The following is a 24,722-nucleotide window of genomic DNA, read 5'->3' as shown; positions in this document are numbered from 1 at the left end:
TGCTGCGGCAGGGAGCTGCAAAGCAAAACCCCCGGACGCGCCGGGGGTTTTGCTTTTTGGGGACTGCCGACGGGACGCCCGGGGGCGCCCCGCTCAACATCGCCGCTCAGGTCGCGAAGACGTGCTTCACGCGCAGGGTCTCGCCCCGCTCGACGAGGCCGATCAGGCGATCGATGTTGGGATGCTTGCCGGGGTTCAGGCGCGCATCCTCGCTATGCTCCTCGTAGATCGCGATTCCCTGGGCCGCCGCCTCGGGGGTGATCGCGCCGTGGATCTGCGCCAGGTGGTTGTACACCGCCAGCGAGCCGGCCTGGCCGGGCTTGTTCTCGATGGTGGCGACCACCGCGTCGGCAGCGTCGATCAGCTGGATCGCGGCGAGGTGGGACACGCCCGGCAGGGTCTTGAGCTTGTCGGCAAAAGCCATGTCCGTCTCCTCAGATGCGCTTGGCCAGTTCGGCGGCCTTGCCGATGTAGCTGGCCGGGGTCATCTCCAGCAGGCGGGCCTTTTCGGCTTCGGGGATGGCCAGCGTGCCGATGAAGGCCTGCAGCGCGTCCTTGGTGATGCCCTTGCCGCGGGTCAGCTCCTTGAGCTGCTCGTAGGGGTTGGGCACGGCGTAGCGGCGCATCACGGTCTGGATCGGCTCGGCCAGCACTTCCCAGCAGGCGTCCAGGTCGGCCGCCAGACGGGCCGGCTCGGCTTCCAGCTTGCCGAGACCGCGCAAGCAGGAGTCGTAAGCCAGCACGGCGTAGCCGAAGGCCACGCCCATGTTGCGCAGCACGGTGGAGTCGGTCAGGTCGCGCTGCATGCGGGACACCGGCAGCTTGTCGGCCAGGTGGCGCAGCACGCTGTTGGCGAGGCCCAGGTTGCCTTCGGCGTTCTCGAAGTCGATCGGGTTGACCTTGTGCGGCATCGTGGACGAGCCGATCTCGCCAGCCTTCAGCTTCTGCTTGAAGTAGCCCAGGGAGATGTACATCCAGATGTCGCGGCAGATATCCAGCACGATGGTGTTGGCGCGGGCGGTGGCGTCGTACAGCTCGGCCATCGCATCGTGGGGCTCGATCTGGATGGTGTAGGGGTTGAAGCTGAGGCCCAGGGATTCGATGAAGCGGCCGTTGAAGGCTTCCCAGTCGAACTCGGGGTAGGCGGACAGGTGGGCGTTGTAGTTGCCGACGGCGCCGTTGAACTTGGCGGTCAGCTCGACGCTGGCGATGGCCTTGCGGACGCGGCGCAGACGGTACACCACGTTGGCCATTTCCTTGCCGAGGGTGGTCGGGCTGGCGGGCTGGCCGTGGGTGCGCGACAGCATCGGCAGTTCGGCGTGCTGGTGGGCCAGTTCGACCAGGCGGGCGATGATCTTATCGAGGGACGGCAGCAGCACACCGTCGCGGCCGTCGCGCAGCATCAGCGCGTGGGACACGTTGTTGATGTCTTCCGAGGTACAGCCGAAATGGATGAACTCGGTGACGCGGGTGACTTCGGGGTTGTGGCCGAGGCGCTGCTTCAGCCAGTACTCCATCGCCTTCACGTCATGGTTGGTGGTCGCCTCGATGGCCTTCACGGCTTCACCGTCGGCCACCGAGAAATCGGCGATCACGGCATCCAGCTCGGCGATCGTGGCAGCGGAGAACGGTGCGATCTCGGCCAGCTCGGGCGCGGCGGCGAGCGCCTTCAGCCACTCGATCTCGACCTTCACGCGGTTGCGGATCAGGCCGAACTCGGAGAAGTGCTCGCGCAGCGCGGAGACCTTGGATTCGTAGCGCCCGTCGAGGGGCGACAGCGCGGTGATGGGTTGCAGGTTCATGCGTAAAGGCCTTGAGGCGGAAAAGCAAAGTTCTCTATTTTAGCGTCTTGGAGAGCCGTTCGCCGATGATAAAATCCGGGGTCCCCAAACTGCAGCCCATCATCATGAGCAACGGTCCGCAACAAATAGAACGCTTCATTTTCTGGAGCCGCTGGCTCCAGGCCCCGCTCTACCTCGGTCTGGTCGTGGCCCAGGGCATCTATGTTTATCTGTTCATGGCGGAGCTGTTCCATCTGGTCAGTTCCGTCGTCGAAGCCGGCGGCCACATCAGCGAAACCGAGACCATGCTGGTGGTGCTCGGCCTGATCGACGTGGTGATGATCGCCAACCTGCTGATCATGGTCATCATCGGCGGCTACGAGACCTTCGTGTCGCGCCTCGACCTGGAGAACCACCCGGACCAGCCGGAGTGGCTATCCCACGTGAACGCCGGCGTGCTGAAGATCAAGCTGTCCACCGCCATCATCGGCATCTCGTCGATCCACCTGCTGAAGACCTTCATCAATGCCGGCAACCTGCCCGAGCACACGATCCAGTGGCAGGTGATCATCCACGTCGTATTCCTCTTCTCGGCCCTCGCCATGGCGATGGTCGACAAGATCATGAACCAGACCGTCCTGCTGTCCAAACACTAACGACATCACGTAGAGGGAGCTTCACGCATGACCGCCATCAAACAGGAAGACCTGATCCAGTCCGTCGCGGACGCCTTCCAGTACATCAGCTACTACCACCCGCTGGACTACATCAAAGCCCTGGGTGAAGCCTATGAGCGCGAGGAATCCCCCGCCGCCAAGGACGCCATCGCCCAGATCCTGACCAACTCCCGCATGGCCGCCGAAGGCCATCGCCCGATCTGCCAGGACACCGGCATCGGTATGGTGTTCATCAAGGTCGGCATGCAGGTCAGCTGGCCGGACGCCACGATGAGCATCCAGGAGATGATCAACGAAGGCGTGCGCCGCGCCTACAGCAACCCCGAGAACCCCCTGCGCGCCTCCGTGCTGGCCGACCCCGCCGGTGCCCGCAAGAACACCAAGGACAACACCCCGGCCGTGGTGCACTTCGAGATCGTCGAAGGCCACCATGTGGAAGTGATCTGTGCGGCCAAGGGCGGCGGCTCCGAAGCCAAGTCCAAGTTCGCGATGCTCAACCCGTCCGACGACCTCGTCGACTGGGTCCTGCACAAGATCCCCGAGATGGGCGCCGGCTGGTGTCCGCCGGGCATCATCGGCATCGGCATCGGCGGCACGCCCGAAAAGGCCATGCTGCTCGCCAAGGAATCCATCATGGCGCCGGTGAACATCCATGAGCTGAAGGAGAAGGCAGCCTCCGGCGCCGCCCTCACCCGCGCCGAAGAGCTGCGCCTGGAGCTGTACGAGAAGGTCAATGCGCTGGGCGTCGGCGCCCAGGGCCTCGGTGGCCTGACCACCGTGCTCGACGTGAAGGTGCTGGATTACCCCTGCCACGCCGCCAACCTGCCGGTCGCGCTGGTGCCCAACTGCGCCGCCACCCGCCACTGCCACTTCCACCTGGATGGCTCCGGCCCGGCCAAGATCGAGCCGCCGAAGCTGGAAGACTGGCCCGCCGTGACCTGGACGCCGGACCTCAAGTCGGCCATCCGCGTCAATCTCGACACCCTGACCAAGGAAGAAGTCGCCGCCTGGAAGCCGGGCCAGAAGCTGCTCCTCAACGGCAAGATGCTGACCGGCCGCGACGCCGCCCACAAGCGCATCGCCGACATGCTGGCCAAGGGCGAGAAGCTGCCCGTCGACTTCACCAACCGCGTGATCTACTACGTCGGCCCGGTGGATCCGGTGCGTGACGAGGTCGTCGGCCCCGCCGGCCCGACCACCGCCACCCGCATGGACAAGTTCACCCGCATGATGCTCGAGAAGACCGGCCTGATCTCCATGATCGGCAAGTCCGAGCGCGGCCCGGCGGCCATCGAGGCGATCAAGGACAACAAGTCCGCCTACCTGATGGCCGTCGGCGGTGCCGCCTATCTGGTGGCCAAGGCCATCAAGTCGGCCAAGGTCGTCGGCTTTGCCGACCTGGGCATGGAAGCCATCTACGAGTTCGACGTGCAGGACATGCCCGTCACCGTGGCGGTGGACTCCTCCGGCACCAGCGTGCACAACACCGGCCCGAAGGAATGGCAGGCCAAGATCGGCAAGATCCCGGTCACCGTCGCCTGATCACGCCCCAGCGCAGCACCCGAGCCCGGCCGTCTGGCCGGGCTTTTTTTCGGTCCGCACAAAATCTTTTGGCATAATCCGGGCTCTTTCCGGAAGCCGCCCTCGCGGCACCCCAGCGATTCTCCATGTTCCGCAAGCTCCGCATCGCCATCCTGCTGTTCATCCTCGCCACCGTGATCGTCGGCAACTGGAAATCCACGGCCCGCACAACGGCCTGGGAAAACACGCTGCATGTGACGATCTATCCGATCGCTGCCGACCCGTCCGATACAAGCCGGCGCATCGTCACCGACCTGAAACCCGAGGACTTCTCGGTGATCGGCGACTGGCTGGAAGCGGAGCTGCAACGTCACGGGCGCCCCCTGTTGCGGCCGCTGGCCATCAGCCTGGCGCCGCCGCTCGGCAGCCAGCCACCACCCTTCCCCGCCGGCGGTAATGCCTTGACGACGATAGGCTGGAGCCTGCAGCTGCGCTTCTGGGCCTGGCGTCACGACACGGCCCCCGGCCCCCGGCCGGACGTACGCCTGTTCCTGCTTTATCACGACCCAGTGCTGACACCTTCGCTGGATCACTCGGTCGGTCTCGAGAAAGGCAAGATCGGCGTCGTGAAGGTATTCGCCAGCCGCAGCGAGCGCCAGCGCAACGCCGTGGTCATTGCCCACGAACTGCTGCACACCCTCGGAGCCACCGACAAGTACGACCCCCACAGCCTCGCTCCGCGCTTTCCCGACGGCTATGCCGACCCACAGCAACAGCCGCTTCACCCGCAACAGACCGCAGAAATCATGGCCGGCCGCATCCCGCTCGACATCGACCGGGCAAGGATCCCCGACAGCCTGGCGCAAACCCTTATCGGCCCCCAGTCCGCACGGGAAATCGGTCTGCCGGACACACACCACCAGCATTAAGCGCCGTGCCTTTGCCATAATTGCAGGCACATAACGCCATATTTCACGCCCAAGCCAGCGCGCTTCGCCGTCATGTCAACACTTTGTGATATTAGTGTTCACCTGATATCCGTCCCCCCGCTCTTGTCCGTGTGCCTGGCGTCCCGATGCGTGTTGAAAATTCGCCCCCCCTGCTCCCATCCCGCCCCCAGGACCTGACCCAGGCCTTTTACTGGCTGGGTACGCTGACCCTGCTGTATCTCCTGCTCTGGCTGCAGGAAGGGGGCGTGGATCTGGGCCTGGGACGCTTCCTCCCTTTGCACGCAGGCATGGAAACCGCATCGATCATCGTGTCGATGCTGGTCTTCGGCATTGCCTGGAACGCGTACTCCCACACCCGACCGGGCAATGTGGTCCTGCTCGGCGCCGTGCTCCTGGGCACGGCTCTGCTCGATTTCGGGCACATGTTCGGCTACCGCGGCATGCCGGACTTCGTCACCCCGTCCAGCCCCCAGAAGGCCATCGTCTTCTGGCTGGCCGCCCGCACTCTGGTGGCCATCGGCTTGCTGATGGCTGCAGCCCGCCCGTGGCAGCCCATGCTGCGCAGCCATTCCCGCTACGGCCTGCTGGCAGCGGTGTTCGGCTACGTCGGCGCGGTGTATTGGCTGGAGCTGTTCAATGCCGCCAGCCTGCCGGCCTTCTTCGTTCAGGAAAGCGGCCTGACCCGCCTGAAGATCAACAGCGAGTATGGACTGATCATCCTCTACGGGCTCTCGGCCGTGCTGTTTTACCGGCAGGCCCGCCGCGGCGCCGCCCACAATGCGGCAGACCTGTTCGCCGCCGCGGCAATCGCCGCCCTGTCCGAACTGTGCTTCACCCTGTACGCATCGGTCAGCGACATCTTCAATTTCGTCGGCCACATCTACAAGGTCATTTCCTACGGCTTCATCTACCGGGCGGTTTTCGTCGACAGCGTGCACCAGCCCTTCGCCGCACTCAACCGGGCACTGGCCAAGGAGAAGCTGTGGGCCGCGGAGCAGCACTCCTTCGTGCGGACCCTCGACATGCTCGACGAGGCCGTGCTGGAACTGCTGCCCGACGGCCGCATCTCCAGTGCCAACAGCGGCTGGTGGCATCTCATCGGCAATGTACCGGGCAACGGTCCGCTGGCCGAAGCCATCCACATGGACGACCGCAATGCCTTCCTGAAATGCCTGGGCGACCTGCACAACGGCCACAAGGACGAGTTCCACGGCCGCTTCCGCATCATGGCCGACGCCGCCTACGAACAATGGATGGAATGCCGCTTCGTCGCAGAACGCAACGAAGAAGCGCAGCTGGTCGGCATCCGGGGCGTGCTGCGTGACATCACCAAGACCTATCTGCAGGAACGCCACATCGCCCACATGGCCCTGCACGACGCACTCACCGGCCTGCCCAACCGGGTCCTGCTGGAAGACCGCATCAAGAAATCCGTCCAGCTGGCACGGCGCACCAATGCGCGGCTTGCCGTGTGCTTCATCGACCTCGACCACTTCAAGAACATCAACGATGCCTACGGCCACAAGACCGGCGACGCGCTGCTGCTGAGCATGGCCAAGGCGCTCGAGAAGAGTCTGCGCGACGGCGATACCATCGCCCGCTGGGGCGGTGATGAGTTCGTCGCCCTGCTGCCCGGCCTGAGCAGTGCGGAAGACGCCCGCCAGGTGGCCCGCAAGCTGGTCGGCGTGATGCAGCAGACCTATGAGCTGGAAGGCCAGCCCATCAATGCCACCTTCAGCATGGGGATCTCCCTCTACCCGGACGACAGCGACAGCGTGGACACCCTGCTGGCCCATGCCGACCGGGCGATGTTCTATGCCAAGTCCCAGGGCCGCAACAATTTCCAGCTGTTCTCCGACATGTCGGCCCGCGGGCTCGGCAAGAAGGAACTCTACATCCAGTCGCGGCTGGCCCAGGCGATCCGCGACGGCCGCATCACCAGCTGGTTCCAGCCCCAGTTCGCCGCCACGCCGGACGCCAACGGCACGCGCCCGCTGACTGGCGCCGAAGCACTGGCCCGCTGGCACGACGCGGATCTAGGCTGGATCTCCCCGGGCACCTTCATCCCGATGGCGGAGACCCTCGGCCTGATCCACGATCTCGGCCAGCTGGTGCGTCGCCAGGCGCTCGAGCAGTTCGCCCAGTGGTACCGGTTGCGCCCGGACCTGCAGCTGTCCCTGAACATCTCCAAGCGCCAGCTGTTTGCACCGGATTTCGTCGACACCCTGCTGGCAGATGCGAACAACTACGGCCTGCCAGCCGCCGCCCTGATCCTGGAAGTGACCGAGTCAGTGGCGCTGATGGAGGTGGAATGCGCCGAGGAGCGCCTGCGCCAGCTGGTGCAGACCGGCTTCACGCTGTCGATCGACGACTTCGGCACGGGTTACGCTTCCCTGTCCCAACTGCACGAGTTGCCGGTCGGCGAACTGAAGATCGACATTTCCTTCGTGCAGCGGGTCCATACGCCGGACGGCCTGCGCATCCTGCAGGCCATCGTCAACCTGGCCCGGGCCCTGGGCCTGCGTACCGTGGCGGAAGGCGTCGAAGATGAAGCCACCGCTTCGACGCTCGAACAACTGGAGGTGGATGTCCTGCAGGGCTACCACCTGGGCAAGCCGTGCCCGGCGGAAGAGTTTGAAAAGCTGCCGTTCTTTGCCGGCCATCCGGCAGAAGGCGCAGCACTGGTCACGACCGGTTGACCGAGACAACATCCCGTCCTGCGGAAGTCCCTCAGCGGATGATTTCGATGATTTCCACGCCCATCTCGTAAACACCGGCCTGCTCCAGACCATGGCAGCGTCGCACGCGTACCCGCGCATGCAGGGGCATGTAGGCACCACCACTCTCCGGTGGGAGCACCGCGACTTCGAAGACTTCATCCATGCGCGGCACATGGCTGGAATGGATCGTCATGCCACCGACGCCCAGCTCGATGCATGTACCGACCACGGTCGGCCCGCCGCCGTAGGGCCGGATGCCCACCTTGCAGCCCAGCGGAATGCGGCGATCCTTCCGCCTTTCGGTCATTCGGTCCATATCAGCAATTCCAGCGGTCGAAGCGCGCACCATACGAAACTCGGCCCCGTCCCGCAAGGCTCCGAAACACTTGCAGGCACGGCGGTGTGACGCTTATCGCACCGGAACGCCCGGCGAGGGTTCCGCACGAACCAGACGCAACTCGCCAAAAGCAACCCGCTGGGCAAACGGACGGGTGCTTTCGAGCCCTTCCTGCCAGGAAATCACCTCGTAGGAAGCAAAGCCCGGCTGTCCGGCCAGTTGTGCCGCCCGGCGCTTGAACACCTGGCGGGCCTCGCCGTCGCCCCCGGAATGAATGGCCTTCAGGCGCAGGGCCAGCAGATAGCGATCGTCGCCCTGGCGGGCCTCTTCGATGCTCCAGTTGGGCGCGAAGGGATCGCTGACCACATAGAAGATCACACCCGCGGCCAGCATCGACGCATTCAGATATCCGGCGTCGGATGCCATTAGGATGCCGGCCGGCAACAGCGCCCACTCTTTCGCTGGCGTACTGCCGCATGCAGCAAGAGCCAGGCTGAGCCCGAGCACCCCGACGGATCGCAGACGAACCCGCATCGGCTTAATTGATGTAATTGAAGAGAGACAGGTTGCTGACCTTGATGAAGCTCTGCTGCGCCGCCTGCAGATAGATCTGCTGCTGGGACAGGCTGCTCACCGCCGATGCGTAATCCGCATCCTGCAGGCGTGACAGGGTTTCGCTGTACTGGAGGTCCAGGCTGCTGCCGATGTTCTGCTGCGTTTCGACTTCGAGCATGCGGGAGCCCACGCCGGCCTGCACACGCGAAATGCTGTCCTGCGCCGCATCCATGCCGGCAATGGCCTGACGCCCCCCAAAGCGGGTCACGGCTGTGTTGCCCGACTGCAGGGCGGTCGCGAAATTGCCCATGATGTCGAAGGCGCTGGCCACGGTACTGACCGAATAGCTGTCTCCGGCTGCCGGCGCCCCGGTCAGGGTCAGCGTCACGCCACCGAAATTGAGGGTCGTGTCCGAACCGCTGGTCGTCACCGTCGGGGTGATCGGCGCCGCATGGGTGGGGTCGGCGGTGGAGTCGAAGACCTGGTAGGTCGGGCCGGCCCCCACGCTGATGTCGTAGGCATGGTTGTTATAGGCACTCAAACTCATGCCGGAGACCAGTGCCGTGCCGGTGTTGCCGGCCGAACTGAGCGCAAAGGCCGAACCGGCGGACGCCCGCAGGACGTTGAAGATCTCATCGCCGGAGCTGGTCACCGGCAGGTTGCGCGATGAGGAGATCTGCAGGGTACGCGCGCCCTGATCGCCCTGGTAGGTCATGCCGGTGGTCAGGCTGCCGACGAAAGGCTGGGTATTGCTGGTGTAACCGCCGAAGACGTATTCGCCGGTGGAGTCCTGGCTATTGGCAATGCCCTGCAGGGCGGAATATTGCTGGGTGATGTCCGCAGCGATGCTCAACTGCTCGCTGGTGGAATAGGCGCCGTTGCCGGACTCGACGGCACGCGTACGCACATAGGTCACGAGATCCGTGGCGGCACTCAGCTTGCTGTCCACCAGCTTGAGCTGGTCCGCCGCGTAGCCCTGGTTGGAGGTGTACAGCGCATTGACGCTCTTCGACTGGGTCACTTCCAGCGCCCGTGCCGATGCCACGGGATCGTCCGACGGCGCCAGCACCCGGCGCCCCGTGGCAACCTCTTTCTGGCTCTTCATCAACTGGCTGTTCTGCGACTGGATCTGCGCGACGCCGCTGTCAAAGATCATGCCGGTGGTGACTCGCATGATGGTGCTCCTTACTGGCCAAGGGCCAGCACTTGGTCGAAAAGTTTGGAGGCAATGGTCATGACCTTGCCCGCCGCCTGGTACGCCTGTTGATAACGGATCAGATTGGCCGCTTCTTCATCCAGATTGACGCCGGCCACCGATTGCTGGGCCTGGGCCGCCTGATCCACCAGGCTTTTCTGCGCATCGCTGTTCACGCTGACCTCGCGGGCCTTGTTGCCGACCACGCTGACCAGCTGGGCATATACCGACTGGAAGGTTGCCGACGGCTGGCCATTGGCGGCGAGCAGCTGCTTGCTCGTCTGCAGGTTGCCGAGCAGAACCGCGTTGCGGCTGTCCGACACGCCGCCCGTGTTGGGCCCCAGCTTGAACGTATCGTTGGTTTGCGGGGCACCGTTCATCGCGAAGGACACGCCACCGAAACTGACCGTCATCCCGCTCGTATAAGGGATCGACGCCACTGGCGCCGCCGCCGTCACCGCCGTGCCGCCGGGCGGCGTGTAGGTGACCGGCAGGCCGGCCGGGAAGCCGGTCAGCGTACCGCCCGAGTAGGTCAGCGTCAGCGGGGCCGCCGTCGTACCGAAGCTGGCCAGATTGGTCGTGCTCGACACCACCGGCGCCGTGATGCTGGCAGAGCCCAGGTTGGAGCTGGTGGCCGATGCGGTGATCGGTGCCGCAGCGGCGATCATGCGGGTGTCGAAAATGGCGACGTCGATGTTGGCCGCAGCGTTGCGGGTGGGCTGGATGACGAAGCTGTCACCGGGCTTGGAGGTGGCCGGCGGCGTGATCGACAGGCCGACCGTCGCGGGGCTCACCGACATGCCGTCGGAAAGACGGGTCAACGAATAGTTGCCGATGGCGTCGGTGAAGACGAGCTTGTAATCATCGCCGGTCAGCTTGGAGACGTTGCTCAGTTGCACCGTCGGCGGGGTCGTGGTCGCGCTGGAGTCGCTCAGGACGGTGACGGGGGGCGTCGTGAAGAAGGACGTGCCGAGATTGCCATTGAGATCCTGACCAAGCGCATGCTGGGCATTGAAGGCGGAGCTCAGGCCGATGGCAATCAGACCAAGCTGGTTCTGCGTCGTATCGAGAGACTCCGACCGCATTGCCAGCAAGCCGCCGAGCTTGCCACCGCCGAGCAGGCTTTCAGGCACCGTCAGCGGGGCGCCACTCTGCGTGATGATGTTGACGTTGAGACGGGACGGATCGGTGGTGGACGGCCGGGCCTCGAGCTTGGTGGCGTTGATGCCGACCACCAGCGGCTGACCGGTGCCGATGAAGACCGACATCGAGCCGTCACTGGCCGTGGTGGTGGACACCCGCACCAGCTGATTCAATTCCTTCACCAGCTGGTCGCGCTTGTCGAGCAGGTCATTCGCCGGCTGGGACGACCCGGCCTGCTGGGCGATGGCGATCTGACGATTGACGTCGGCGATCTCCTGCGCGTAAGTGCTGATCGAGGTGACCGTGTCCTTGATCTGCCCCTCGACACCGGAGCGGATGTCGTTGAGGCGGGTGGCCAGGTTCTTGAAGCGATCGACCAGGCTTTGCGCGGTGGAGATCATCGACTGGCGGGCAGGAATGCTCGACGGGTTGGCCGCCACTTCCTGCACGCCCTGGAAGAAGGAGTCCACCGCCGGCTCGAGACCCACCGTGGCATCGGCCAGCATGTTGTCGATCTGACTGATCTCCACGCTGTAGGTGTTGTACTCGTTGTACTTGGTGTCGGCGGACAGCACCTGATTGGTCAGGAAGCTGTCGTAGGCCCGCTTGATCGTATCGACCTTGGTCCCTTCACCGAAGAAGCCCGCACCGCTGAACATCGCCGGGTTGGTGCTCTGGACCGTCGACTGGCGGCTGTAACCGGCCGTTCCCGCATTCGAGATGTTGTGGCTGGTCGTGATGAGCCCCGCCTGGGCGGCGTTGAGTCCGGTGAGGCCAATATTGAAGATGCTGCTGCCCATGATCCGCGTCCCTGGTTCGGAGGTATCTACGGCAGACTACGCAAGAACTTTGCCAGCAACGAACCGGCAAACACCGCCGCTCAGGCGCTGGGGGTGGATCCGGCAGCGAGGGCAACCCGCAGGGTGTTGCCGTTGATGATGCGGGCGAGCTTGTCCGCATACATGGGGTCGGTGGCATAGCCCGCCGCCTGCAGGCCACGGGCAAAGCGGGTCGCGTCCGTCTGGCCGACCACCGCGGCGTAACGCGGGTTGCTGCCGATCAGGCGGGCATAGTCGCGAAAGGACTCCTCGTAGGAGCCATAGGCACGGAAGCGAGCGCTCTCCGTCGTCGGCTGGCCATTGCGGTGTTCGGTGGTGGAGGTATTCACCGTGGCGCCGTTCCAGCTGCGTCCAGCCTTGATGTTGAAGAGGTTGTAGCTGGGCGTACCATCGGCATTCTTCAGCTCGTGCTTGCCCCACCCAGTCTCGAGGGCCGCCTGGGCAACCAGGAAACGTGCCGGAATGCCGGTGGCCTTGCTGGCCTCGACAGCTTGCGGCCAGACCTTGTCGACGAAAGCCCGGGCCCGGCTGCCGGCCGGCATGCCCGGCAACTGCGGCACAACGGCACTCGACGCATCCGCGGCCGGCAAGGCTGCGGCAGGATTTGCCGCTTCGCTGCCATCCTTTGCCGCAGGCGACACGGCGGCATCGAAACCACGCCGGATCGTCGGCTCCAGGGGCACCGGGCCATCCGGCAGGCTCACGGGCTCCCGCCCCTGGAGCATCTGCCGCTCGATGACCTTGGCGAGGCCGAAGCCCTTGCCGCGGGCAGACAGCTGCATGGACATCTGCTGGTCGAGCAGTGATTGGTACATGCGCGTCTCTTCAGTGTCGAACATGCCGCCCTTGGGCGTCGCATCACGCATGGACTTCATGACCTGCTGCACGAACAGGGCCTCGAACTGGCGGGACGCCTCCTTGATGGCCTCAGGCGAATTGTCCTTGGAAAGACGCTTCAGGCCGGACAGCGCATTCGGGTCGAGGGCGTTGATCTGGCTGAAATCCGCCATCAGATCACCTCGAGTTCGGCCCGCAAAGCGCCACTGGCCTTCATGGCCTGCAGGATAGCGATCAGTTCGAGGGGGTTGGCGCCTACGGCGTTGAGCGCCTTGACCACATCGGCCAGGTTGGTGCCGGCCTTGATGTTGAACAGGGTGCCGCCGTCCTGCTTGATGTCCACCGAACCCTTGTTGGTGACCGCAGTCTGGCCGCCGGACAGCGGGTTGGGCTGGCTCACCTGCTGCTCGTTGTTGACCGTCACGGTCAGGCTACCGTGAGCCACCGCACAATTCTGCAGCGCCACCTTCTGGTTCATCACCACCGAGCCGGTTCGCGAATTGACAATCACCTTGGCAGCCTGCACTGCCGGCGTCACATCGAGGTTCTCGAGACGGCCGAGGAAGGCCACACGGCGATTGGGGTCTTCCGGCGCCAGTACCTGGATCTGCCGCCCATCGATGGCCTGGGCCGCACCGGGCGTAACACGGTTGATGGCATCCACTACGTTCTGGGCGGTGCCGAAGTCCGCTTCGTTGAGTTCGACGAAAACCGAATCCCCCTGCCCCACAGGACTCGCCACCGCACGCTCCACCGTGGCGCCCCCCGGAATGCGCCCGGCCGACAGGTGATTGACGGTCACTTTCGCACCGCCCGCCGAACCGCTGGCGCCGCTCACGGCAAGGCTGCCCTGGGCCATCGCATAGATCTGCCCGTCGGCCCCCTTGAGCGGCGTCATCACCAGGGTGCCCCCCTTGAGGGAACGGGCGTTACCCATCGACGAGACCGTCACGTCGATCTGCTGCCCGGGGCGGGCAAAGGGCGGCAGGCTGGCCGTGACCATCACCGCCGCCACGTTCTTGAGCTGCAGGGACTGCCCGGGCGGCAAGGTGACACCCAGATTGCCGAGCATGTTGATGATGCTCTGCACCGTGAAGGGCGTCTGGGTGGTCTGGTCGCCGGAGCCGTCGAGACCGACCACCAGACCGTAACCAACCAGCTGGTTCTGCCGCACACCACCGATCGACGCCAGATCCTTCAGGCGCTCGGCCTGGGCCGGGGCGCCGACGGTCAGGCTCGCCACCGCGGCAAGAGCCAGGCACAGACGGGACAGGTAAGACATCGTTCAGGCCCCTCAGAAAGGCATCACGTTCACGAAGAAACGCTGCAGCCAGCCCATATTCTCGGTTTCGTCGATATAGCCGTTGGCCCGGTACTCGATGCGCGCATCGGCGACCTGGGTGGACTGCACGGTGTTGCTGCCGGTCACGTTCACCGGATTGACGATGCCGGAGAAACGGATGAATTCGTTGCCCTGGTTGATGGCGATCTGCTTTTCGCCGGACACCAGCAGGTTGCCGTTGGCCAGTACCTCGATGACGGTCGTGGTGATCGTACCGGTGAAGGCATTGTTGGCCGCCGCGTCGCCCTTGCCACCGAACTTGCTGGCATCCGAGGCGGTGGCGCCGAGCCCGTTGAGCGCACCGGCCAGCGGCACCTTGGCCAACCCCGACAAAGAGGCGCTGAGGCTGGCATTGCGTTCTGCATTGGCCGACGACTTCTTACTCGCCGCGGTCTGTTCGACCAGATTGACGGTGATCACGTCGCCGACGAAGCGCGCCCGCCGATCCTCGAACAATGGGCGCGAGAAGCTCGGCTGAAAGATCGAGCCGGCCTGGGAGGCCTGGGCCGTCCGTGCTTCCGGACGGATGGTCATCGGCTGGTGGACGGCAGTCGGCGGTGTGCTCTGCAGGGCGGCGCAGCCGCTCAGCCCAGCCAGCAACAGTACAGACAGGAAACGGGACAGAAACACGATCGATCTCCGAGGCTCAGGACTTACAGGGAGGTCAGCTTGCCGAGCATCGCATCGGACGTGGAGATGGCCTTTGAGTTGAGCTCGTAGGCCCGCTGGGTCTGGATCATCAGCACCAGTTCCTCGGCGACGTTCACGTTGGAGGATTCCACGTAGGTCTGGTTGAGCACACCGACACCATTGGTACCCGGCGTATTCGGATTGGGCGTACCGCTGGCCGCGGTTTCGAGGAACAGGTTTTCGCCGATGCTCTGCAGACCACCCGGGTTGACGAAGCTGGCCACCTGGATGTTGCCGATCTGGGACGGCGCGGTCTGGTTGGGCAGCGTCACCGACACCACGCCGTCCTTGCCGATGGTCAGGGACAAGGCATTCGCCGGGATCGTGATAGCCGGCTGCAGCGGATAGCCGCTGGAAGTCACGACCTGTCCATTGGCATCCTTCTGGAAAGCACCGTCCCGCGTGTAGGCGGTGGTGCCGTCAGGCAACAGGATCTGGAAGAAGCCTTCACCGTTGATCGCCACGTCCAGTGCGTTGCCGGTCAGCGTCAGCGTTCCCTGCGTGTGATTGCGCTCGGTGGCGATCGGTCGCACGCCAACGCCAATCTGCAGGCCGGACGGGATCGTCGTCTGCTGGGTGGACTGGGCACCGGGTTGCCGCAGGTTCTGGTACAGCAGGTCCTCGAAGACCGCCCGCGAACGCTTGAAGCCATTGGTGGAAACGTTGGCGAGGTTATTGGCGATGACGTCGAGCTGGGTCTGCTGGGCTTCGAGACCGGTAGCGGCGGTGGAGAGCGAACGGATGAGCATGGAGGGCTCCTGGGTGTCTGATTTGTGCAGGCGGCAAGATCAACCGGTGCAGCGGATTCGATACTAGACGGAGCAAGAGGTGTTCCAGCCCCGGAGCAGACGCGGAAAGCCCCGTCTATTCCGGCTCGCCCAGCGCCAATCAGGACTTGGCCACGAGCTGGGTGGAGGAACGGTCCATTTCCTGGGCGGTACTCAGCAGTTTGGTCTGCATTTCGTACTGGCGGGACAGGGAAATCATCGAGACCATCTGCTCGACGACATTCACGTTGCTGCCCTCCAGATAGCCGGAGGCAACCTTGACGGCAGGATCTGCCGGTGCCTGGGCACCATTTGCCAGGCGGAACAGGCCGTCGGCGCCGCGCTGCAGATCCTGCTCGGGCGGATTGACGAGCTTGAGCTGGTCCACCGCGCTGGTGTTGTTGCGCGAACCCGAGCGCTGCACGGTGGACAGCGTACCGTCGGCACCCAACTGCACCTCCACATCCGGCGGAATGGTGATCGGCCCACCGTTGCCGAGCACCGGCAAACCGTTGCGGGTCTGCAGGATGCCGTTGGGGCTGACCTCGAAGCTGCCGTTGCGCGTATAAGCTTCGGTCCCGTCCGGCAGTTGCACAGCGAACCAGCCCTTGCCCTGGACTGCCATGTCCAGCCCACGCCCAGTGCTCTGCAACGGGCCGGATGCAAGGTCGTCCGACACGCTGGCATCCACGACGAAGGCCCGGGTCGGCAGCAGCGCGTTCTGCACCGGCACCGCGCGCAGGCGGTGCAGCTCGGCCTTGAAACCGGTACTGGTGGCATTCGCCAGATTGTGGGAAACGGACGCCTCCTGCCCCATGGTGGAAGAGGCGCCGGTCATTGCGGTGTAGATCAGACGGTCCATGGCTTATCCCGGGATGTTCATCAACGCAGATTGACGAGGGTCTGCAGCACCTGATCCTGGGTCTTGATGGACTGGGCGTTGGCCTGATAGGCGCGCTGCTGGGTGATCATGTTGACCAGTTCTGCAGTGAGGTCCACGTTGGAATCTTCGAGGGCGCCGGACTGGATCACACCCAGCACGCCGGTACCCGGTGCATTGGGCTGCTCCGGCCCGGAGTCGTTGGTGGACACCCACTGGTTACCGCCAACAGACTTGAGGCCGTTGGGGTTCTGGAAGCTGACCAGGAACACCTGCCCCATGACCCGCGACTGGCCATTGCTGAAGTTGCCCAGCACCGTACCGTCGGCACTGACGCTCAGGCCGGACAGCTTGCCGGTAGTGAAGCCGTCCTGGGTCAGCTGGTTGATCCCGTAGCTGTTACCGAACTGGGTCGTGCCGTTCAGATCCACATCAAAAGCCAGCTGGGTGGTGGCGCCAGTGGTGATGTCGTAGGCGACCTGGATCTTGGAGCTCGGGCTCTGCACGTAACCGGTCTGCCAGGTTGCCCCCGGATTCGGCGGCAGTTCGGCCAGCGTTGCCGGCTTGTACAGGCTCGTGCTCTGGAAAACGCCGTTGCTATCGAAGGTCACCGACATCCAGCGGTTTTCAGTGGTGGTCGGATCCAGCGCCTTGGCATCCGCATTGATCTGCGGCGGCAGCCCGTCCAGGCTGCTGTACACGTCCCAGGTATTGGCCTGGGCGGTCTTCACGAAGTACAGGGACTGGGTGTGGGGGTTGCCGAGGGAGTCGTACACCGTCTGGGATGTGGAACTGGTGTAGCTCGACGGATCGTTGATGCTGAAGTTGGCGTTGCTGCCTTGCGTGGTCGTCGTGGGCAGCAACGAAGCCGGCGTGCCGGTCACGGTGATACCGGACAGGCGGCCGGTACGGGCCGACGTGAAGGTGAGGGCCGGGGTGCTGTCGCCCGACACCTTGATGCGCCCCTTGAGCGCACTCTGGTCGATCGCGGTCTGGATCGCCGCAGCCAGCGAGCCCACGTCGGTGTATGTCCCGGCCGGCATGGTCACCACCGTGGAGCCGGTTTCGCCGTCGAGCTGGAACGTCAGCTGGTCGGTCGCCGCCAGCGTGAAAGTCGGCGTGGCGCCGGTCAGCGAGGCAATCGCCGCGCTCTTGCCCGACGCAGCGGTGAGGGAAGTCGGCGTGGCGGAACGGGAATCGAGGTTCACGTTGTAGCCGGCGCTGCTGGTCGCCTGGGGCTTGGCGTCGCTGAGATTGAGCTTGAGGTCGCCGGTCGCGCCGGTCAGCACACCGTTCGCGTCCGCCACCTTGCCGGTCAAGCGCAAGCCCTGGGAATTCACGATGTAGCCGTTCTTGTCGGTCTGGAACTGACCGTTCCGACTGTAGGTGATCGCGCCATCGTTGCTCATGCGGAAGAAGCCCTGGCCGTTGATCGCCAGATCCAGGCCATTGGTGCTGGTCGTGATGTTGCCCTGCCCGAACTGCTGGGCCACCTTGGCAACCTGGGCGCCGATACCCACCTGGGTCGCGCCACTCGCCAGCGAGGCGGCAAACACGTCGGAGAACTGGGCGACAGCTTGCTTGTAGCCAACGGTCCCGGAGTTGGACACGTTGTTGCTGATCGCATCAAGGGCCTTGGACGCAATCGACAGGCCGCTCAAACCTTGTTGGAATCCCATTTTCTTCTCCGCTTACAGAATCTGCTTGATGTCGGACAGACCCACGGTACCGCCCGAACCCACATCCAGCGACACGCTGCCGGCGCTGGAGCGCAGCACGCTATTCACCGTCGTCAGCGTCAGCGCCGTCGGCTTCACGTCGGTATCGCCACGGGTGGCACTGACACTGATCGTATATTTGCCGTCGGCCGCGACAGTGCCGTTGTTGGTCTTGCCGTCCCAGGCAAAGTTATAGACGCCCGCCTCATCGACGGCGCCCAGTTCCATCTTGCGCACCTCGACGCCGTTGGAATCCTTGATCGTGACCGTCACCTTGTCCGCCGCACTGGCAACCTCGAAACCGCCATAGGCCTTGCTGCTCGACAGGGACAGGGAATTGCCCGACACCATCACGCCCTTGCCCACCAGCGCCGCAGCCTGCAGGGCATCGCTGGACTGGGACTGGTCAAGCAGGGATGTCAGCGTCGCATTCAGCTTGTCGATGCCATTCACGGTGCTGATCTGCGCCAGTTGCGACGTCATCTGCGCGTTGTCGGTCGGATTGAGCGGGTCCTGATTCTTCAACTGCTCGGTAAGCAGCTTCAGAAAACGGGTCTGTGCATCGTCGGTCTTGCTGGTGGATTTCGTCGAGGACTTCTGCAGCGCAGCCAGCGCATCCGCGGCGGTTGTCGAAGTGGAGGAATTGACGGTACTCATGATCGTGCTCCGTTACGCTTACTGACCGATGGCCAGCGTTTTTTCCATCAGGGACTTGGCCGTCCCCATGACTTCGGCATTGGTCTGATAAGCCCGGGAAGCCGAAATCATGTTGGTCATTTCCTCGACCACATTCACATTCGGCAGGGCCACGTAACCTTCGGCATTGGCGGCCGGACTCTTCGGGTCGTAGGTCATGCGCATCGGCGCGGCACTTTCCACGACCTGGGTCACACGCACGCCCTGAGCGCCCGGCCCCGCCATCGGCGTCGCCGCGAAGACCACCTGCTTGGCCTTGTAAGGCTGGCCGTTGCTGGAGGTGATGCTGTCCGCGTTGGCCAGATTGCTGGCGGTCGTATTGAGGCGCAGGGACTGGGCGTTAAGCGCACTGCCAGCCACATGGAAGACATTGAGCATGCTCACGATGCGCTCCTTACTGACCCTGAATGGCTTGCTGCATGGAGCGCAGCAGACCGTTGATGAAAGTTACGCTGGCCTGGTACTGAACCGAGTTCTCGGCAAAGGCGCTGCGCTCCACGTCCATGCTCACCGTATTGCCGTCGATGGCACCCTGCTCTTCCGTCCGGTACTTTAGACTGGCATCCAGCACGTTCTCGCCACTGCCAGCCAGGTGACGGGTGGAGGTCGTGGCCAGCGGCAGACCGGTGGTCTTTCCGCCCAGCGCGCCATTCAACGCCTCCCGGAAATCGACGTCGCGGGCCTTGTAGTTGGGCGTATCGGCATTGGCAATGTTGGAGGCGATCACTTGTTGGCGATAAGCCCGCACATTCAGCGCCGTTTGATGGAAGCGCAATGTGTTGTCCAGTCGATCAGCCATTCGATTCACCTCTAAAGTTTGTTTCCATCGATGCCGATACAGAGTTCGTTCATCAAGGCACCGTGGTAGTCGTGCATTTCATTGCACCTTCCGTGCCAAGCACTCTACGCCGCGGCGGGCCCATCCGATGGCCCAAACAGGCGGCAAATCCGGCATCAATTTGACTCGCGTGCGCAGCAGCCCCGGCGGCAACGGCAAACTTTGCCGCCCGAACCGGCAAGTGCCGTCTCTCCTGCGCGACGTACGGAGCACAGACATCTGATTTTTTCGCACTTCGGCGCCGGACGTGGTCGAATAGGGACACGCATCCGCACCCTTCCGCCCCATGAAGTCCGCTCTTCTCCGCCTGCTGTCCATCCTGGCCCTGCTGGGCCTGGTAGCCCCGCTTCATCCAGCCTTCGCCCGCCAGGATCCTGCCCCGGTACGCGCCGAGGTCTCACGCTTCCTGAACATCCAGAGCCGCAGCCTGCCGGGCGAAGTCAGCATCCAGGTGGGCGACTTCGCCGCTGACAACGTGCTGCCGCCCTGCCTGCAGCTGGAGGCCTTCCTTCCGCCCGGCAGCCGGCAGTGGGGCCGCCTGACGGTGGGTGTGCGCTGCCTGGCGCCAAGTACCTGGTCCGCCTATGTACCGGCCGAGGTCCGGGTCAGAGGCATCTACCTGGTGACCGCGGCGCCCCTGCTCGCCGGACAGGTGGTCGGCCCCGACGACCTGCGTCGCGAAACCGGCGAACTGAGCACCCAGGCCGCCGACGTACTGACCGACCCCTCCCAGGCCGTCGGCTACGCCGCCCGCATCTCCCTCCCAGCGGGCAAGCCTCTGGCGGCCAGCCAGCTGCGCCTCCCTCCGGCTGTGGTCCAGGGGCAGCCGGTGAAAGTCATCTCCCGCGGCCCGGGTTTCCAGGTCGCCAACGACGGGACCGCCCTCAGCACCGCCAGCGATGGTCAGGGCGCGCAAGTCCGGCTGAGCACCGGACAAGTAGTACGCGGCGTGGCCCGCAACGGAGGATTCATCGAGATCATCACGCCCTGAGGTGTTCCCCCCGAGCACCCGAACGGGTTAAAGTTTTGGCCCCGCGAGTCGTTGACCCGAACGACTTCTGGAAGAAAGGGCAAGACCGTGAAGATCGAAAACTCAGTCAAATCGACCGGCGGCCTGCCGTCCAGCGATGGACGGACCCGCGCCACCAAAGACACAACCAGAACACCGCCATCTGGCAGCGATACCGACAAGGTCGAGATTTCCTCCCTGTCCTCACGTCTGCAGCAGATGGAAGAAACCGTTGCCGGCACCCCCGTCGTGGACAGCGCCAAGGTCGACGAAATCAAGCAGGCCATGAGCCAGGGACGTTTCAAGGTAGACACCGGCAAGGTGGCCGACGGCCTGATCGAAAGCGTGCGCCAGATGCTGGCTACCCAAACGGGCCGGGCCTGATCGAAAATGGCAACCGTCGATCAGAACTTCATCCATCGCCTCGCCGTGCTGATCGGTGAAGAGCGTACCGGCCTGCAGCAGTTCATCGCGCTGCTGCAGCAGGAAGAAGCCTTGCTCATCGCCGGCAAGATCGACGCACTGACCTCCCTGGCCGAAGAGAAGACCCGCCTGTACCGCACCCTGCAGCGCCTGTCGGACGACCGGACGGTCATGTTTTCGCGGGTCGGAGCCCGGGTCACCAATGAGAACATCCGGCTGGCCCTCGGCAGCCTGCCGGCGGCCCTTACCAGCTGGGAAGAAGTGGTTACGCTGGCAGGCGAAGCCAAGGAACGTAATCGCCTCAATGGGCAACTGATTCTCGAGCGCCTGCAGAACAACCAGCAGGCCCTGAGCACCCTGCTGGCCGCTGCCGAACATCCGCAGATCTACGGCCAGGACGGTCAGTCCCGGCCCACCGCGGGCAGTCGCCACCTGGGCTCAGCCTGAACACTCACGCCCTGAGGGCGGAGGTCAAGGCTTGTTCTGAGCAGGAATGGCAGCGGACGGGCCAGCAGCTGTCGCCGGCGTCGTGGTACTGGACGACTGCGGCGGAAGCGCAGTCGGAGGCAGGATGGAATCGGCCACGCCCGACGCCCTGACGGGCTTGTTGGGCTCCGGCTCGGCCACTCTCGACTCGATCAGGATGGTGACGCGGCGATTGCGCGCGCGCCCGTCAGGACTCGTATTGTCGGCAACCGGCCGCTGGTCACCGTAGCCCGCCGCCGTCAGGCGGGCCGGCCGTACGCCATTCTCGACAAACAGCCGCACGACACTCGAAGCCCGCACGGCGGACAGCTCCCAGTTCGACGGAAACATCGCCGTTGCAATTGGCGTCACGTCGGTATGCCCCTCTACGGTGATCGGAAACTCAGCCCCGGCCACGACTTGGGCCACCGCGCGCAGGGCCCGTACCGCCTCAATCCCAAGCTGCGCATCACCCGGTGCAAACAGCACGCTGGCGTTGATCTCGACGGCGATCCCGAACGCCCCTTCGGTCACCCGCACCTGACCATCGGCAACCAACGGCGCCAGCACCTTGCGGATTTCCTCCGCCATGTTGCGCACGCGCTCGGCCTTCGAGCGGCGCGCGTCGTCGGTCTCGCTGGCGGCGTTGGGTTGCGGCGTGGTGCCCGGACGGATCGGCTGGATCGGGTTCGACACAATCCGTGGGTTGTCGCTGTTGGCAATGTTGCGAAAGGCATTCACCACCGAATCGGACATGATCCGGTACTTTCCCTCGTTGAGAGACGACAGGGAATACATCACCACGAAGAAGGCGAACAGCAGCGTGATGAAGTCGGCATAGGAAACCAGCCAGCGCTCATGGTTCTCGTGCTCGTCCTCGCCCTTCCCCCGCCGCGCCATGGATTTACCCCACGTAACCGTTGAGACGGCTTTCGATGATGCGCGGATTGTCGCCATTGGCGATCCCGACCAGACCGTCGAGCAGCATCTCACGCATGGACGTCAGCGTGCCGATGACACCCAGCAGCTTTTTCGAGACCGGCAGGAAGATCAGGTTGGCCGAGCCCACCCCATAGATCGTCGCCACGAAGGCGACGGCAATCCCCGAACCGAGGCGGGACGGATCGGACAGATTCTCCATCACGTGGATCAGCCCCATCACGGCGCCCAGAATGCCGATGGTCGGGGCGTAGCCGCCGGCCGCTTCCCAGACCTTGGCCCCCTGCTTCATCTGGCTTTCCCAGGTGTCGATCTCCACCTCCAGCACCTCCCTCAGGCGCTCGGGCTCGACGCCATCGACCAGCAGCTGCAGGCCCTTCTGGATGAACGGATCCTCCAACGCCGGAATCTGCGCCTCCAGGGACAGCAAGCCTTCCTTGCGCGCCACATGACTCCACTCGACGATCTGGGCGATCAGTTCGGCGTGGTTGAGCGCCGGTGGCACGAAGACCCAACGAATCATCCGGACCCCTGTCCGGAAAACTCTCAGCGAGCTCTGCAGCATGACCGCGCCGAGGGTCCCGCCGATGACGATCATGAAGGCCGTGGGCTGGATCAAGGAGCCGACATGCCCACCTTCCAGCACCTGGCCGATGAGAATCGCCGCCAGGGCCAGGGTGATCCCGATAAGACTGATGCTGTCCATGCGTACCCTCTGGCCGTGGTTCAGGATACTGCCGGGCGCCGACCGCGGCCACGGCCCTCACCCTTGGCCTTCGCCATGCCCTGCGCAGCCCCCGAGATGCGGGCCCGCAACCGGGCGATGGCCTGGCTGTGCAACTGGCACACCCGCGACTCCGACACGCCAAGGACTTCGCCGATCTCGCGCAGGTTCATGTCCTGTTCGTAGTAGAGCCCCATCACGGTCTGCTCCCGCTCCGGCAGGTCGTCGATGGCCTTCACCAGCACGTCCCGCATGTTGCCCTCGAGCAGCAGGGTCAGGGGGTCGTTCCCCTCCAGTGTGATGTGGCGTTCCAGGTAGTCGTCTTCCCCGTCGCTGGTGAAGTCTTCGAAATACACCAGCTGGTAGCCGCGGGCTTCCTGCAGCATGTGCTGGTATTCGGCGAGGGGCAGCCCGAGGGAGTCGGCCAGTTCCTTTTCGGTGGGTGGGCGGCCGTTCTGCTGCTCGAGCAGGTGCACGGCCGCCTCGATGCGTCGCATGTCGCGCCGCAGGCTGCGCGGCAGCCAGTCGTTCTCACGCAGGCCGTCGAGCATCGCACCGCGGACGCGCTGCACCGCATAGGTTTCGAACTGCGCGCCCAGGCCTTCCTCGTAGCGGTTGATCGCGTCGAGCAGGCCCAGCATGCCGTTCTGGATGATGTCCTCGACCTGGACGCTGGCCGGCAGCTTGGCCATCAGGTGATAGGCAATGCGCTTCACCAGCGGAGCATACTGGACAACGAGCTGTTCTTTATCGAGGGTGCCGGAGGCGGTGTACATCTGTCATCAGCTTTCTGATCTGGGTTCCCGGGGCCGTCCGCATGTTACGAGACCCCCACCGGCAACGCTACGCTTCTCTACGCCCCGTGCGACACAATCCACAAACAGGTTGATTCAGCCAGCCATGCCGGCCTGGCTCGACCAGGCCCGCAGACGCCGGATGAAGGCACTGGCCCCTTCGGCCGGGTGGCGCGCACCCAACGGCGTCGTCATCGCCTCGGCCAGCGGATCGCGCTCCACCTCACCGCGCCACACCAGCGGCAGGCCTACGTGGCGGGAGCTGAAATCCTGAAGGCTGGCAAACAGGGCCGTCGCATCGGCCCGGTCGCGGGCGCCGCTGACGGCGATCTCCAGCGACCCCGCGCCGGCGGCGGCCAGCCCCTTGATCCATTGGCAGGCCCCACGCGCACCGACACCACTCGCCTCCACCACCAGCAGCCGACGCCCCGCGGCACGGGCAAAAGGCGTCAGGCGGCGGGCATCGCCAACCGTATGGATGGCCAGCAGATCGGCCCGACGCTGCAGCTCGGCGATGCCAGCCTCAAGGCGCGCATGATGGCCGGCGCCCAGAAGGGGCACGGCCTGCACTGTCGCCGCGGCCGGCACGACCCACAGGCCATCGGCCACCTCGCGCATCGTTTCGGAGACTTCGTGCTGTCCCTGCAGGGCACCGAGCAGATCTCCCCCTTCCGGAAATCCGAAAGCAGCCAGCAGGGAGCCGCGCTCGGGCGCATGTTCATCGATCGCCACCACGCGTCGCGCACCATCGGTCAGGGCCAGCAAGGTCTGCACGGCCAGATCGCGGGGCGAGCGGCCCGACGTGAACAGCGCAACCACCGCAGACGGGGTACGGCGGAACAGGCGACGCAGGCCGGCAGCCTGATCGGAAGCGTGCAGCAT

Annotated in this window: 26 protein-coding genes; 7 read left to right on the top strand and 19 right to left on the bottom strand. The window is 64.5% G+C overall.

Annotated features, from left to right (window positions below):
- Positions 1-106 precede the first annotated feature (106 nt).
- Positions 107-424: a DUF2322 family protein gene (locus B4920_RS00925; RefSeq protein ID WP_079432722.1), complete on the bottom strand. Its 318-nt coding sequence runs from the start codon at positions 422-424 to the stop codon at positions 107-109.
- 10 nt (positions 425-434) lie between these two features.
- On the bottom strand, positions 435-1,802 hold the full coding sequence (gene purB / locus B4920_RS00920) for an adenylosuccinate lyase (RefSeq protein ID WP_079432721.1): 1,368 nt from the start codon (positions 1,800-1,802) through the stop codon (positions 435-437).
- Positions 1,803-1,906: 104 nt separating this feature from the next.
- Here purB and B4920_RS00915 point away from each other — a divergent pair, with 104 nt between their 5' ends.
- The 4 genes from B4920_RS00915 (at position 1,907) to B4920_RS00900 (ending at position 7,628) form a co-directional block, all read left to right on the top strand.
- The gene (locus B4920_RS00915; protein ID WP_079433105.1) at positions 1,907-2,437 is read left to right on the top strand and encodes a TIGR00645 family protein; all 531 of its coding nucleotides are present in this window, start codon (positions 1,907-1,909) and stop codon (positions 2,435-2,437) included.
- 27 nt (positions 2,438-2,464) lie between these two features.
- Positions 2,465-4,000 carry a fumarate hydratase gene (locus tag B4920_RS00910; RefSeq protein ID WP_079432720.1) on the top strand — a complete coding sequence of 512 codons (1,536 nt, stop codon included), beginning with the start codon at positions 2,465-2,467 and terminating at the stop codon, positions 3,998-4,000.
- 125 nt (positions 4,001-4,125) lie between these two features.
- Positions 4,126-4,908 (top strand): hypothetical protein, encoded by a 783-nt coding sequence (locus tag B4920_RS00905; protein ID WP_079432719.1) that lies wholly within the window; start codon positions 4,126-4,128, stop codon positions 4,906-4,908.
- A 146-nt stretch (positions 4,909-5,054) separates the two neighbouring features.
- A complete protein-coding gene (locus B4920_RS00900; RefSeq protein WP_079432718.1) occupies positions 5,055-7,628 on the top strand; it encodes an MASE3 domain-containing protein in 2,574 nt (857 codons plus the stop codon).
- A 31-nt stretch (positions 7,629-7,659) separates the two neighbouring features.
- Here B4920_RS00900 and B4920_RS00895 read toward each other — a convergent pair whose 3' ends face one another.
- From B4920_RS00895 to flgB, 13 genes are all read right to left on the bottom strand, one after another.
- Entirely contained in the window at positions 7,660-7,965 is a 306-nt protein-coding gene (locus B4920_RS00895) for a PilZ domain-containing protein (RefSeq protein ID WP_088179346.1), read from the bottom strand.
- A 93-nt stretch (positions 7,966-8,058) separates the two neighbouring features.
- Entirely contained in the window at positions 8,059-8,520 is a 462-nt protein-coding gene (locus B4920_RS00890) for a hypothetical protein (protein ID WP_139379396.1), read from the bottom strand.
- 4 nt (positions 8,521-8,524) lie between these two features.
- On the bottom strand, positions 8,525-9,715 hold the full coding sequence (gene flgL / locus B4920_RS00885) for a flagellar hook-associated protein FlgL (RefSeq protein WP_079432715.1): 1,191 nt from the start codon (positions 9,713-9,715) through the stop codon (positions 8,525-8,527).
- 11 nt (positions 9,716-9,726) lie between these two features.
- Complete coding sequence (flgK, locus tag B4920_RS00880; protein WP_079432714.1) at positions 9,727-11,679, bottom strand: flagellar hook-associated protein FlgK; 1,953 nt, start codon at positions 11,677-11,679, stop codon at positions 9,727-9,729.
- An 80-nt stretch (positions 11,680-11,759) separates the two neighbouring features.
- Complete coding sequence (gene flgJ / locus B4920_RS00875) at positions 11,760-12,728, bottom strand: flagellar assembly peptidoglycan hydrolase FlgJ (RefSeq protein ID WP_079432713.1); 969 nt, start codon at positions 12,726-12,728, stop codon at positions 11,760-11,762.
- Entirely contained in the window at positions 12,728-13,837 is a 1,110-nt protein-coding gene (locus B4920_RS00870; RefSeq protein WP_079432712.1) for a flagellar basal body P-ring protein FlgI, read from the bottom strand. Before B4920_RS00870 ends, flgJ begins: the two co-directional genes overlap by 1 nt.
- A 12-nt stretch (positions 13,838-13,849) precedes the next feature.
- Complete coding sequence (locus B4920_RS00865) at positions 13,850-14,527, bottom strand: flagellar basal body L-ring protein FlgH (protein ID WP_079432711.1); 678 nt, start codon at positions 14,525-14,527, stop codon at positions 13,850-13,852.
- 23 nt (positions 14,528-14,550) lie between these two features.
- The gene (gene flgG, locus B4920_RS00860) at positions 14,551-15,336 is read right to left on the bottom strand and encodes a flagellar basal-body rod protein FlgG (protein ID WP_079432710.1); all 786 of its coding nucleotides are present in this window, start codon (positions 15,334-15,336) and stop codon (positions 14,551-14,553) included.
- A gap of 139 nt (positions 15,337-15,475) precedes the next feature.
- Positions 15,476-16,216, bottom strand: coding sequence for a flagellar basal-body rod protein FlgF (gene flgF / locus B4920_RS00855; RefSeq protein WP_079432709.1), 741 nt, complete (start codon positions 16,214-16,216; stop codon positions 15,476-15,478).
- Positions 16,217-16,236: 20 nt separating this feature from the next.
- The gene (locus B4920_RS00850) at positions 16,237-17,913 is read right to left on the bottom strand and encodes a flagellar hook protein FlgE (RefSeq protein ID WP_079432708.1); all 1,677 of its coding nucleotides are present in this window, start codon (positions 17,911-17,913) and stop codon (positions 16,237-16,239) included.
- 12 nt (positions 17,914-17,925) lie between these two features.
- The gene (locus tag B4920_RS00845) at positions 17,926-18,609 is read right to left on the bottom strand and encodes a flagellar hook assembly protein FlgD (RefSeq protein ID WP_079432707.1); all 684 of its coding nucleotides are present in this window, start codon (positions 18,607-18,609) and stop codon (positions 17,926-17,928) included.
- An 18-nt stretch (positions 18,610-18,627) separates the two neighbouring features.
- Positions 18,628-19,032, bottom strand: a complete 405-nt coding sequence (gene flgC / locus B4920_RS00840) for a flagellar basal body rod protein FlgC (protein ID WP_079432706.1) — start codon at positions 19,030-19,032, stop codon at positions 18,628-18,630.
- Between the two features lie 10 nt (positions 19,033-19,042).
- A complete protein-coding gene (gene flgB, locus B4920_RS00835; RefSeq protein ID WP_079432705.1) occupies positions 19,043-19,447 on the bottom strand; it encodes a flagellar basal body rod protein FlgB in 405 nt (134 codons plus the stop codon).
- Positions 19,448-19,772: 325 nt separating this feature from the next.
- On the opposite strand from flgB, the gene flgA reads away from it, so the two are divergent.
- From flgA to B4920_RS00820, 3 genes are all read left to right on the top strand, one after another.
- Entirely contained in the window at positions 19,773-20,477 is a 705-nt protein-coding gene (gene flgA / locus B4920_RS00830) for a flagellar basal body P-ring formation chaperone FlgA (RefSeq protein ID WP_079432704.1), read from the top strand.
- Positions 20,478-20,564: 87 nt separating this feature from the next.
- Entirely contained in the window at positions 20,565-20,879 is a 315-nt protein-coding gene (gene flgM, locus B4920_RS00825) for a flagellar biosynthesis anti-sigma factor FlgM (protein ID WP_079432703.1), read from the top strand.
- 6 nt (positions 20,880-20,885) lie between these two features.
- Positions 20,886-21,365: a flagella synthesis protein FlgN gene (locus tag B4920_RS00820; protein WP_079432702.1), complete on the top strand. Its 480-nt coding sequence runs from the start codon at positions 20,886-20,888 to the stop codon at positions 21,363-21,365.
- A gap of 24 nt (positions 21,366-21,389) precedes the next feature.
- On the opposite strand, the gene motD is transcribed toward B4920_RS00820, so the two are convergent.
- From motD to B4920_RS00800, 4 genes are all read right to left on the bottom strand, one after another.
- Positions 21,390-22,283 (bottom strand): flagellar motor protein MotD, encoded by an 894-nt coding sequence (gene motD, locus B4920_RS00815; protein ID WP_079432701.1) that lies wholly within the window; start codon positions 22,281-22,283, stop codon positions 21,390-21,392.
- A 4-nt stretch (positions 22,284-22,287) separates the two neighbouring features.
- A complete protein-coding gene (locus tag B4920_RS00810) occupies positions 22,288-23,028 on the bottom strand; it encodes a flagellar motor protein (protein ID WP_079432700.1) in 741 nt (246 codons plus the stop codon).
- Positions 23,029-23,048: 20 nt separating this feature from the next.
- Complete coding sequence (locus B4920_RS00805; RefSeq protein ID WP_079432699.1) at positions 23,049-23,822, bottom strand: RNA polymerase sigma factor FliA; 774 nt, start codon at positions 23,820-23,822, stop codon at positions 23,049-23,051.
- 114 nt (positions 23,823-23,936) lie between these two features.
- Entirely contained in the window at positions 23,937-24,722 is a 786-nt protein-coding gene (locus B4920_RS00800; RefSeq protein ID WP_079432698.1) for a hypothetical protein, read from the bottom strand.

Origin of the sequence: Zoogloea sp. LCSB751, from assembly GCF_002028455.1 — a bacterium.
GTDB lineage: Bacteria > Pseudomonadota > Gammaproteobacteria > Burkholderiales > Rhodocyclaceae > Zoogloea.
This window is presented reverse-complemented; position numbering and strand designations above follow the sequence as displayed.